Origin of the sequence: Streptomyces sp. NPDC004647, from assembly GCF_040609575.1 — a bacterium.
Classification (GTDB): domain Bacteria; phylum Actinomycetota; class Actinomycetes; order Streptomycetales; family Streptomycetaceae; genus Streptomyces.
Map to the genome: position 1 here is coordinate 1 of NZ_JBEXKU010000140.1, position 11,724 is coordinate 11,724.

An 11,724-nucleotide genomic window follows, 5' to 3' on the forward strand; every position below is an offset into this window, starting at 1 on the left:
GTCCGCAACTCCACCCCCGGGGCTCCGGGTGATTCGAGGACCCCGGTTTCCGGGGTACGACAATCCCCGGACCCCCTGATTTCGGGGATCCGGGGATTCGGTCGTCCTGCCGCGGCTCGGGAGCCGCAGCCTCGGGAGCCGCAGCCTCGGGAAACTGCTGGCCAGCCGGGACCTCAGCCGGGGTACACCGGCTCGGAGCCCTTCTCCGTCACCAGCTTCCAGTTCGCGTCGAGGGGGAGCCGTACGATCCCGTCGGCGGAGTCGGCGATCAGCGGTTTGCTCTCGTCCTCCGAGGCCGCCACCGCCCGCACTCCATTGATGCCCGGCAGGGTCGGGGTGTTCGACGACGATCCGTCGGTCTCCACGTACTGCAGCTGCTGCACCCCGCCGGACTCCGTGCCCACGACGACCAGCCGACTGCTGCCGGCCCAGGACGCGGACTCCACATCCTCCAGCTGCGGCGCCACCGAGCGAAGGTCATTCACCGACAGCGACGGCTCGCCGGCTCCGGCACCGGTCCGTTCGACCCGCCCCAGCTCCAGTGACGTACGGCCGTCCCGCTTGATCAACAAGGCGATCCGCACCCCGTCGGAGGAGACCCGCAGTCCCTCGATCCGGCCTTCACCCAGCGAGGGCACCACCACTTCCTGCGGCTTCTCGGCGCCGGCGGCCAGCCGCAGCAGTCGCGGCCGGTCCGGATCCCGGTCGGCGACCCACAGATTGTCGTTCCCGTCCCAGCTGGGCGCCGTCAGGGCGTCCTTCTCGCTCCCCGCACTGCTGTGCAGCTTCGCCGCCCCCCGCTCGGCGCCGGAGCTCATCGGAGCCACGTACAGCGAGCGCCGGTCCAGCGAGACGCCGGCCGCGAGCCGTTCGCCGCGGTCGACCCCGACCGAGCCCAGCTCCACCGTGCCGTCCCCGAACGGCCCCTCCACCCGGCTCGGCTCGTCACTGCCGTCGGACAGGCTCGCCAGCCGGTGCTGCGCGTCGATGAAGTACTGGTGTTCGGCGTGCTTCCGCAGACCCGCCGGTGCGTACACCGCGGCCTCCCCGGGGTTGAGCACGCACAGCTCGTTGCCGTCCTTGTCCGCCAGCTCCACCATGCTGATCTTCGCCGAGGCCTGGTCCTGCACCGTGTACAGCAGCTGCGCCGCCATCCGGTCGCACTGAAGCGGCCCCACGCGCGACGCCCGGGCATTCAGCCGTACCCGCAGTCCGTTGGAGTCGTCCAGCGAGAGGCTGTCGTCCACCAGTTCCACACCGCTCGGGAACGTCGTGTCGACCACCGGCTCCAGCCAGCTGGTGGGTCCCTCGAGCAGGGCCTTCACCGTCGACGTGAGCGGGTCTATGCGTCGGCGCAGATACACCGGGTCGGCGACCAGGACTTCCCGCTGGGCGTCGGAGGCCCGCTCGTCGCCATCCGTCCCGGCGAAGTAGTACTTATTGACCGGCCGGTAGATGCGCTGGAAGTCGGACTCGCCGAGCACCAGACCGTCGGGCGGGGCGTCGATCCGCCACTCCTGGCCGACCTTCGTGAGATGGATCTTCGTCTTGTACATGCCCTTGACCGGCTTGTAAGCCTGCTTCTCGTCGACCCGGGCGACCTGCTTGCCGATCAGTTCGGCCGTGGCACCGTTCTCGCCCCGCTCACCGCCGGGGCTGTCCATACGGGGAGCGGGTCCGTCCTCGACCACCGTGGTCTGCGAGAACGGCTTCCAGCTCTTCGACGCAGCTCGGGTGAGATACAGGCGCGCCGTCTTGAAGTCCGCCTCGTCGCTGGTGGTGGCCTCCAGGAATCCGCGCACGATGTCGTTCGGCCCTTCCCCCGCACGGGGCGGAACGCCGAACACACGCACCTGTGCGTCTGCATCCGCGCGGTGCGAGGCGTCCACCCGGTGGACCTCCCCGCTGTCCGGCATCGACGCACAGCCCGCCGCCAGAAGGGCTCCGCAGCCGAGCAGCGCGGAGACCCGCAGCGGGCTCCATCGACGGCTGGTGTGCCGGTCAGAGCCCACGCGCCTCGCCCTCCCGTTCGGGTTCCCGGTCGTCCTGTTGCGGTCCGCGCCGCGCCGGGCGTATTCCGCTGTCCCGGCTGTCCCGCGCGCCCCCTCCGCGCGCCACGACCCGGGCCCCATTGCCCGGCATCGCGGCCGGGCCGGCGGTCGGCTGCGTGGTGCGCGGCTGGGCAGGCACGCCTGCCGCCCCCCCACGGCCGTGCGGCAGGCCGGCATCGATCAGTCCCCGGTTGCGCCGCGAATCCTCGGGCTCGAGAGGTATGGGGGAGCCGCGCAGAGCGTCGCCCGTCGTTCGCGGCAGCGTCAGCCTGAACTGGGAGCCGCCGCCCGGCTCGCCCCAGGCCTGCAGCCATCCGCCGTGCAGCCGCGCGTCCTCGACCGCGATCGACAGGCCGAGACCGGTGCCGCCGGTGGTACGCGCGCGTGCCGGGTCCGCCCGCCAGAAGCGGTTGAAGACCCGGGTCGCCTCGCCGGGCTTGAGCCCGACGCCGTAATCCCGCACGGCGACGGCCACGGCCCCGCCCGCTGCGGCCAGCCGCACCACGATTTCCCGGCCTTCGCCGTGCTCCACCGCGTTGACCACCAGGTTGCGCAGCACGCGCTCGACGCGCCGGGCGTCCGCCTCGACGATCACCGGTTGGGCGTCGCCGCGCACCACGACCCGGCTGCCCTTGCACTCGGCCAGCGGCTCGGTGCCCTCGATTACCCGGTGAACGATGTCTCGCAGGTCTATCGGGGCGGCCTCCAGGGCCGCCGCTCCCGCGTCGAACCGGCTGATCTCCAGCAGATCGGCGAGCAACGACTCGAACCGGTCCAGCTGGCCGCGCAGCAATTCCGCGGACCGGGCGGTCGCCGGGTCGAAGTCCTGCCGTCCCTCATGGATGACGTCGGCGGCCATCCGCACGGTCGTCAGCGGGGTGCGCAGCTCATGCGACACATCCGAGACGAAGCGACGCTGCATCCGCGACAGGTCCTCCAGTTGCTGGATCTTCAGCTGGAGATTCTGGGCCATCTTGTTGAAGGCCTCGCCGAGCCGGGCGATGTCGTCCTCACCGGTGACCTTCATCCGCTCCTGCAGCAGGCCCGCGGCCAGCCTCTCGGAGATGCCCGCGGCCATCCGTACCGGGGTGACGACCTGCCGCACCACCAGCCAGGCGATGGCGCCGAGCAGCACCACCACGAAGACACCGGCGGTCGCCAGCGTCCCCTTGACCAGGCTCAGCGACTTCTCCTCCTGGGTGAACGGGAACAAGTAGTACAGCTGGTACGGGTGGCCGTTGACGTCGTTCAGCTGCTTGCCGACGGCCAGGGCCGGCTCTCCGCCGTCCCCGGCTCCCCGGAAGATCCTGGTGTGCTGCTCATGCGTCCCGGGCTCCGCGTCGAGGGCCTGCCGCAGCTCTGTCGGCACGCTCCTCTCGGGCTCCACCAGGCCCGAGGCACGCGGCGCACGGCTGCCCCGGCTGTCATCCACGAACGGCTGTTCGGTATCGGAGCTGAGCGCCACCACCGAATACACGCCCTGCCCACCACTGGCCAGCTGCTGTACGAGGTCGGTCAGCCACCCGCTGGAGTTCTGCGAGCCGCGGCTGTCCACCGGCCCTCCGCCCTGGCCCCTGGCGTCGGTGTCGGCCTTCTCCCGGGCGACATTGAAACCACCGGCCGCCTGGCTCTGCGCCGCGCCCTGCTTGGCGTCCTGCAGACCGTTCCGCACCTGCCCGATCACCACGACGCCGAGCAGCAGCACGACGCCGAGAGACATCAGCAGCGTGGTCGCGACGACCCGCAGCTGGATATTGCGCCGCCACAGCCGTACGGCCGGCAGCAAAGGCCGACGGACCCAGCGCACCAGGAGCCGTAGCACCGGGTGGACCGGGCCTCCCGGCGCCCCGTCCTGAAGCAGATGACCACCCTGCCAAAATCGATCAAACAGGGATATCTTACCCACCGGGTCAACGGGCCGCCCCTCGCGCGCACCCTCCGGGGGTCCGCCCCCCGAAGCTCCGGCCTCCGGAGCGGCTCCGTTCCCGGACACGTCAGCCTGGTCCGGCCTTGTAGCCGACACCACGCACGGTCACCACGATCTCCGGCCGCTCGGGGTCCTTCTCGACCTTCGAGCGCAACCGCTGTACGTGCACATTGACCAGCCGTGTGTCGGCCGCGTGCCGGTAACCCCAGACCTGCTCGAGCAGCACCTCACGTGTGAAGACCTGCCACGGCTTGCGCGCCAGCGCAACGAGCAGATCGAACTCCAGTGGAGTCAGCGCAATCGACTGTCCTTCCCTCTTCACCGAGTGGCCCGCCACGTCGATCACCAGATCGCCGATGGCAAGCTGCTCCGGCGCGGGCTCCTCGGAGCGCCGCAACCGCGCCCGGATGCGGGCGACAAGTTCCTTCGGCTTGAACGGCTTGACGATGTAATCGTCCGCGCCGGACTCGAGCCCGACCACCACGTCGACCGTGTCGCTCTTCGCGGTCAGCATGACGATCGGTACTCCGGACTCGGCCCGGATGAGCCGGCAGACCTCGATGCCGTCCCTGCCGGGCAGCATCAGATCGAGCAGCACCAGGTCCGGCTTGGCTTCGCGGAAGGCAGCCAGAGCCTTGTCGCCGTCCGATACGAACGACGGTTCAAAGCCTTCGCCACGCAGCACGATGCCGAGCATCTCTGCCAGTGCGGTGTCGTCGTCGACGACCAGGACGCGTCCCTTCATAATCGACATCATCCCATTAGCTAATCGTTACCTGGCACACAGCTCGGCGAGCCCTTCCGGCGTGACGGGCGAAACCACCCCTGATTCGGTGACGATCGCGGTCACCAGATCCGGCGGAGTGATGTCGAAAGCGGGGTTGTACGCCTGTGTCCCCAGCGGCGCCACGGGTATCCCGCTCCCTGGTTCCACGCCCGCCACCGGCACAAACGGAGCCGAGAGCTCCGTGATCTCGTGCCCGGGCCGCTGCTCCACCTCGATCGACTTCCCGTCCGGGGTCTCAGGATCCACTGTCGTACTCGGGGCGACCACGACGAACGGCACATGGTGGAAACGCGCGAGCACCGCCAGCGGGTAGCTGCCCACTTTGTTGGCCACCGACCCGTCCGCCGCGATGCGGTCCGCGCCGATCAGAACCGCGTCCACCTCCCCCGCCGCGAAGAGCGAACCCGCGGCGTTGTCCGCGAGCAGCGTGTACGCCATCCCGCTTCGCGCCGCCTCGTACGCGGTCAGCCGCGAGCCCTGCAGCAGCGGTCGTGTCTCGTCGACCCACAGCCGTCTGAGCTCCCCGGCCCGGTGCGCGGCGCGCGCCACGGCGAACGCCGTCCCCTCCCCGCCCGAGACCAGCACACCGGTATTGCAATGGGTGAGGATCCGATGGCCGCCACCCGGCAGCAGCTCACCGAGGAGTGCCAGCCCGTGTTCCGCCATCCGCGCACTCGCCTCGGCGTCCTCTCCGTGCAGCGCCCGTGCCTCGGCGAGCGTGGCAGCAGCGGCCCCGCCCCGGTCCGCGCCCTCATCCACGGCCCGGCGGTGCGCGGCGACGGCCCGCCGCACCCCGTAACCGAGATTGACCGCCGTGGGCCGCGCGTGGGCCAGCAGCTCCGCCGCCTCGTCCACGTCGTAACCACGCGCGGCGGCGAGCGCGACGCCGTAAGCACCCGCGAGGCCCAGCAGTGGCGCCCCTCGTACGGCGAGCGTACGGATCGCCTGCACCAGCGCCTGCACGTCGGTGCAGACCAGCTCGACCTCCTCCGCCGGGAGCCGCGTCTGGTCGAGGAGCACCAGTACGGGACCCTCCGGCGGCTCGTCCCAGCGCAAGGAGGGAACTGCGGGTAGTCCGTCGACCACCGGAGGTACCACGTCCTGATCAGCCATTCGCCCAGTCTGCCCCGTCCGCTACAGGTATTTGAAGGTGTGGCGGAGGTACGGGGCCCCGTACGAACGCCGACGCACCATGGCACGATGGCAGCCAACCGGCCGTTGCTGTGCTTTCCCGGGGGGTGTTCCCCCGCCACCGGAGCCCAGTCGGAATCGCGGACGGGCACCGTGAAGGAGCGATGATGAACGACTCTCCGGGCTGGGCTTCGCCCGGATCCGCCCCCTCCGACGAACCGGGGCGCGGTGGCCCCGGGAACGAGCCGGGGCAACCGGGGCAGGCCGCACCGGACGACGCCACCGCCCCACCGGTGAACTGGTCCAAGCAGCAGCCGCCCGCCGGCCAGTGGGCAGCGCCCACCGGCCCTGGCCCCACCCCTCCTCCCGGCCCCGGCTGGGGCGGCCCGGGCAATCGGGGCGGGCAGTCCGGATGGGGCAACGGATGGGCCCAACCCCCGGCTGCGGCCAAACCCGGCATCATCCCGCTGCGCCCGCTCGGCGTCGGCGAGATCCTCGACGGCGCGGTGTCCACCATGCGCGCTCACTGGCGCACCGTGCTCGGCATCTCCCTCGCCGTCGCCTTCGTCATCCAGACCGCGGCGACTGTCGCCACGGGCATCTGGTTCCGCGACTCCACCAGCCTCGAGGGCCTGGAGAACAACCCGAACCCGTCCTTCGACGAGACCATGGACGCGCTGGGCGGAACTCTCGGCAGCACCGGAGTCACCTGGCTGATCAGCATGCTCGGCACGATCATCGCCACCGCCATGCTGACGATCGTCGTCAGCCGTGCCGTCCTCGGGCGCTCTGTCTCGATCGCCGAGGCCTGGCGCCACTCCCGGCCGCAGCTGCCGCGCCTCTTCGGCCTGCTCTTCCTGCTGCCCCTGCTCATCACCGCTGTCGCCGCTGTCGCGGTGGCGCCCGGTCTCATCGTGTCCGCGACCGGCGGCTCCGGCGCGGGGGCCGCACTCGCCGTTCTCGGCGCCCTGGCCGCCGTGCCCCTCGCGATCTGGCTCTGGATCCGCTACAGCCTGGCCGCACCCGCACTGATGCTCGAGAAGCAGGGCGTGATCGCATCCCTGCGCCGCTCCGCGAAGCTCGTACGGGGATCGTGGTGGCGCATCTGCGGGATCCAGGTCCTCACCATGATCCTGGTCTTCATGGTCTCTGCCGTGATCGAGATCCCCACCAGCATCGTCGCCACGGTGGTCGGCGGCGAAGGCGCCATGGACTGGCTCTCCGGCGAGAGCGTCACCGCCACCTGGAGTTTCCTGGTCATCATCGGCATCGGCGCGGTGATCAGCTCGACCATCACCTTCCCGATCAGCGCCGGGGTCACGGCTCTCCTCTACATGGACCAGCGCATCCGCCGCGAAGCTCTGGATCTGGAATTGGCCCGAGCCGCTGGAATTCCCGAGCAGGGCGTGCGACAGCCGAGCGCCCAGCAGCCGCACGACACGACGCCGGGGAGCTGATGCGGTGATCGCGGCGGGGGCCACGGCTGCGATGGCGTACCTTGCGGTGCGCGCGGACGACGAGGTACCGGTGACGATCCCGCGCGTACCCGCCCGAGAGGCAGCGGAGCGCGAACTCTCCAAGCCGATGTACCAGGAGCACGAACCCGGCCTCTTCCAGCGTGTCCTCGACTGGTTCTGGCAGAGGATCGACGACCTGCTCAATGCCGCATCCGGGGCCACCCCGGGCGGCACGCTCGGCCTCTTCGTCATCGTCGTCGTCGTGGTGCTCCTCGTGATCGCTCTGCGGCTGCGGCTGGGCGCCCTGCGCCGCGGCCCGGCCGGTGGCGGCACGCTCTTCGAGAACCGCGTGCGCAGCGCCGCCGAACACCGCGCCGCCGCCGAACGCCACGCAGCCGACCACCAGTGGGACCAGGCCGTCCAGGAACGTATGCGCGCCGTCGTCCGCTCCCTCGAGGAGCGCGCCCTCCTCGACCCCCGCCCCGGTCGCACCGCCGACGAGGCCGCCGCCGAGGCAGGCCGGTCGCTGCCCGGCCACGCCGACCGTCTGCACAGCGCGGCCCAGGACTTCGACGACGTCACATACGGCGGCCGCCATGCCACCGCCGATGAGTACGCCCGTCTGCGCGATCTCGACCTCGACCTGGAGCGCAGCAAGCCGCTGCTCGGCGCGACCACCGCCGGGGGCGCCGGATGACGGGGACCGCCGGCGTTGCCACCTCGGCATCCCCCACCGCCCGGCAGCTGTGGACCCGCTCCCGCGGTCTGCTGCTCGCCGTCGTCGTCCTCCTCATCGCGGGTGTGGTCATCGCCGCCGTACGCTCCGGCGAGCAGCGCGGTCGTCTCGACCCCCGGTCGGCGGACCGCTTCGGCAGCCGGGCCGTCGCCGAACTCCTCGCCGACCGCGGTGTCACCACCCGGGTCGTGACGACCACCGACGCCGCCCGGGCGGCCGCCGGCCCGGACACGACCCTCCTCATCGCCGACCCTGACCGGCTCACCCCACGTCAGCAGCGCATGCTGCGCCACGATTTCGCCGTCTCCGGCGGCCGCACTGTCCTCGTCGCCGCGGGCGAAGCCTCGGCCGAGAAGCTCGCTCCGCGAGTCCGCACCGCTGCCTCCACCGCGGTGACGGTCCGTTCGCCGGACTGCTCCCTGCCGCTCGCCGGACGGGCCGGAGACGCCGACATGGGCGGTGTCCGCTATGCCTCCTCCGCCTCCGGCGCAGACGCCTGCTACCTCAGCGGCGGGCTGCCGACCCTGCTCCGCCTCCCGGGGTCGAACGGCTCCGACACCGTTCTGCTCGGCGCCCCCGACATCCTCCTCAACGACCGTCTGGCCGAGCGGGGCAACGCCTCGCTCGCCCTCCAACTCCTCGGCTCGCATCCGCATCTCGTCTGGTACCTCCCCTCCCTCGGAGACACCGCGGCCGCCGACGGCGGCGACAGCAGCTTCTTCGACCTCATCCCCGCGGGCTGGAACTGGGCCCTGCTCCAACTCGCCATCGCCGCAGTGCTCGCGGCACTGTGGCGGGCCCGCAGACTGGGTCCGCTCGTCCTCGAGCAACTGCCCGTCGCCATCCGCGCATCGGAGGCGACCGAGGGCCGCGCCCGCCTCTACCGTCAGGCGAACGCCCGCGATCGAGCGGCAGAATCCCTGCGCTCCGCCACCCGCTCCCGCCTCGCACCCCTCCTGGGCCTGCCTGCGGCCCAGGCGCACAGCCCGCACGGTCTGTGCCCCGCGGTCGCCGGAAAGCTGCCTGAACCCACTCCGGACATCCAGAACTTGCTCTTCGGCCCTGCCCCTGCAGACGACGCCGCGCTTGTCCGGCTCGCCGACGACCTCGACGCTCTGGAACGCCGCATCACGTCCAGCGCCGGATCACACCCGGTCTCCGCATCACCCCCGACCGAAAGGGACCGCACTCCGTGAGCGCCCCGACCTCCGACAGCGCCCGCTCCTCCCTCGAGGCGCTCAGAACCGAGATCGCCAAGGCAGTGGTCGGCCAGGACCCCACCGTCACCGGCCTGGTCGTCGCACTTCTGTGCCGCGGCCACGTCCTCCTGGAAGGCGTACCGGGAGTGGCCAAGACGCTGCTGGTACGCGCTCTCGCCGCGTCCCTCGAACTCGACACCAAACGTATCCAATTCACCCCCGACCTGATGCCCAGTGATGTCACGGGATCCTTGGTCTACGACGCACGGACCGCCGAATTCTCCTTCCAGCCAGGGCCGGTCTTCACCAACCTGCTGCTCGCCGACGAGATCAACCGGACGCCGCCGAAGACTCAGGCGTCCCTCCTCGAAGCCATGGAGGAGCGCCAGGTCTCCGTCGATGGCACACCCCGTCCGCTTCCCGAGCCCTTCCTCGTCGCCGCCACGCAGAACCCGGTCGAGTACGAGGGCACTTACCCCCTCCCCGAAGCCCAGCTCGACCGCTTCCTGCTCAAGCTGACGGTCCCGCTCCCGTCCCGCCAGGACGAGATCCAGGTGCTCAGCCGCCATGCGGAAGGCTTCAACCCACGCGATCTCGAAGCTGCCGGCCTACGCTCCGTGGCAGGCCCTGCGGATCTGGCAGCGGCCCGCGCCGCCGTCGCCAAGACCGCTGTGTCCCCCGAGATCGCCGGCTATGTCGTCGATATCTGTCGTGCCACGCGCGAATCCCCCTCGCTGTCGCTGGGCGCGTCCCCTCGCGGAGCCACGGCCCTTCTCGCCACCTCACGCGCCTGGGCCTGGCTCACCGGCCGTGACTACGTCATCCCCGACGATGTGAAGGCTCTCGCCCTGCCCACACTCCGCCACCGGATCCAGCTTCGGCCGGAAGCCGAGATGGAAGGCGTCACCGCCGACTCAGTCATCACATCGGTCCTCGCCAATGTCCCCGTGCCCCGCTGAGCCGACGGGAACAGAACCTTGGCCCTCACCGGACGCGCCGCCCTGATCGCCGCCCTCGGCGCTCTTCTGACCGGCCTCCTGCTCCCCAACTGGACCGGCATCCTCGCTGTCGATGTCCCCCTTGTCCTGGCAATTCTGTGCGACCTTGCACTCGCCGCGCCAGTGCGTCAGCTCCGTTTCACCCGATCCGGTGATACATCCGTTCGACTTGGTGAACGGGCGTACGCAACCCTCACCGTCGGCAACCCCTCGCGCCGCGTGCTGCGGGCCGACCTCCGTGACGCCTGGCCCCCCAGCAGCTGGGCTTCCGAAAGCGGTTCAGCCTCCTCCCGTCACGAGGTCTCAATCCCTCCGGGAGAGCGGCGTCGCATCACCACGACGCTCAGTCCCACCCGCCGCGGCGACCGCCGAGCGGCCCGTGTCACCATCCGCTCCCACGGGCCGCTGGGTCTCGCGGCCCGGCAGGGCCACCACCAGGTCCCATGGACGGTGCGAGTCCTGCCTCCGTTCACCAGCCGCAAGCACCTCCCCGCCAAGCTCGCCCGTCTCCGTGAGCTCGACGGCCGCACCAGCATTCTGACCCGAGGTGAAGGCACCGAATTCGACAGCCTTCGCGCTTACGTCCCCGGTGATGACACCCGCTCCATCGACTGGCGGGCCACGGCCCGGCAATCCACCGTCGCCGTACGCACCTGGCGCCCCGAGCGGGACCGGCGCATCCTGCTCGTCCTCGACACGGGCCGCACCTCGGCCGGCCGAGTGGACGACGCCCCCCGGCTGGACGCCGCCATGGACGCCGCGCTGCTGCTCGCCGCCCTTGCCACCCGGGCCGGTGACCGTGTCGACCTGCTTGCATATGACCGGCGTGTCCGAGCCTCGGTCCAGGGCCGCACCGGAGGTGATGTGCTGCCTGCACTGGTCAATGCCCTCGCCCCGCTGGAGCCCGAGCTCGTCGAGACCGACGCGCGGGGCCTGGCGGCCACAGCCCTGCGGACAGCACCACGGCGCTCTCTGATCGTTCTCCTCACCACCCTCGACGCCGCCCCGGCGGAAGAAGGCCTGCTGCCCGTCCTGCCTCAGCTCACTCACCGGCACACGGTTGTGCTGGCCTCGGTGGCCGACCCTCGGATCGAAGAAATGGGAAAGTCTCGCGGCTCGCTGGACGGCGTTTACGAGGCGGCGGCGGGTGCCCGGACCCAGTCCGAACGCCGTCATACGGCAGATCGTCTCGGCCGACATGGAGTCACCGTCGTTGATGCCATTCCCAAAGAACTCGCCCCCGCGCTCGCGGACGCCTATCTCGCACTTAAGGCCGCCGGCCGTCTCTAAAGTCCTGAACTCCTGAACGCAGAAATGACTTAACCCCCCAAGCACCGCTTGGGGGGTTAAGGGTTTGGAACGCAGAAATGCCGCCGCCCCCGGATCGTGTGATCCGGGGGCGGCGGCTAATGATTGTTCGGCGGCGTCCTACTCTCCC

At 70.7% G+C, this 11,724-nt stretch carries 9 protein-coding genes; 5 read left to right on the forward strand and 4 right to left on the reverse strand.

Annotated features, from left to right (window positions below):
- Positions 1-173: 173 nt before the first annotated feature.
- The 4 genes from ABZW18_RS33095 to mtnA form a co-directional block, all read right to left on the reverse strand.
- Positions 174-2,012, reverse strand: coding sequence for an LpqB family beta-propeller domain-containing protein (locus ABZW18_RS33095; RefSeq protein WP_356194823.1), 1,839 nt, complete (start codon positions 2,010-2,012; stop codon positions 174-176).
- On the reverse strand, positions 2,002-3,957 hold the full coding sequence (gene mtrB, locus ABZW18_RS33100; RefSeq protein ID WP_356194825.1) for an MtrAB system histidine kinase MtrB: 1,956 nt from the start codon (positions 3,955-3,957) through the stop codon (positions 2,002-2,004). The genes ABZW18_RS33095 and mtrB overlap by 11 nt, the downstream gene beginning before the upstream one ends.
- Positions 3,958-4,045: 88 nt before the next feature.
- Positions 4,046-4,735: a two-component system response regulator MtrA gene (mtrA, locus tag ABZW18_RS33105; protein ID WP_356194828.1), complete on the reverse strand. Its 690-nt coding sequence runs from the start codon at positions 4,733-4,735 to the stop codon at positions 4,046-4,048.
- A 15-nt stretch (positions 4,736-4,750) separates the two neighbouring features.
- The gene (gene mtnA, locus ABZW18_RS33110) at positions 4,751-5,878 is read right to left on the reverse strand and encodes an S-methyl-5-thioribose-1-phosphate isomerase (RefSeq protein ID WP_356194830.1); all 1,128 of its coding nucleotides are present in this window, start codon (positions 5,876-5,878) and stop codon (positions 4,751-4,753) included.
- A gap of 185 nt (positions 5,879-6,063) precedes the next feature.
- Between mtnA and ABZW18_RS33115 the strand changes: the two genes are divergently transcribed.
- The 5 genes from ABZW18_RS33115 to ABZW18_RS33135 are packed head-to-tail and all read left to right on the forward strand — an operon-like array spanning position 6,064 to position 11,576.
- Entirely contained in the window at positions 6,064-7,353 is a 1,290-nt protein-coding gene (locus ABZW18_RS33115) for a hypothetical protein (RefSeq protein WP_356194832.1), read from the forward strand.
- 31 nt (positions 7,354-7,384) lie between these two features.
- Positions 7,385-8,050: a DUF4129 domain-containing protein gene (locus tag ABZW18_RS33120; RefSeq protein WP_356194841.1), complete on the forward strand. Its 666-nt coding sequence runs from the start codon at positions 7,385-7,387 to the stop codon at positions 8,048-8,050.
- Positions 8,047-9,285: a DUF4350 domain-containing protein gene (locus ABZW18_RS33125; protein WP_356194834.1), complete on the forward strand. Its 1,239-nt coding sequence runs from the start codon at positions 8,047-8,049 to the stop codon at positions 9,283-9,285. The genes ABZW18_RS33120 and ABZW18_RS33125 overlap by 4 nt, the downstream gene beginning before the upstream one ends.
- On the forward strand, positions 9,282-10,247 hold the full coding sequence (locus tag ABZW18_RS33130; protein WP_356194836.1) for a MoxR family ATPase: 966 nt from the start codon (positions 9,282-9,284) through the stop codon (positions 10,245-10,247). Before ABZW18_RS33125 ends, ABZW18_RS33130 begins: the two co-directional genes overlap by 4 nt.
- Positions 10,248-10,265: 18 nt before the next feature.
- Complete coding sequence (locus tag ABZW18_RS33135; RefSeq protein ID WP_356194838.1) at positions 10,266-11,576, forward strand: DUF58 domain-containing protein; 1,311 nt, start codon at positions 10,266-10,268, stop codon at positions 11,574-11,576.
- Positions 11,577-11,724 lie beyond the last annotated feature (148 nt).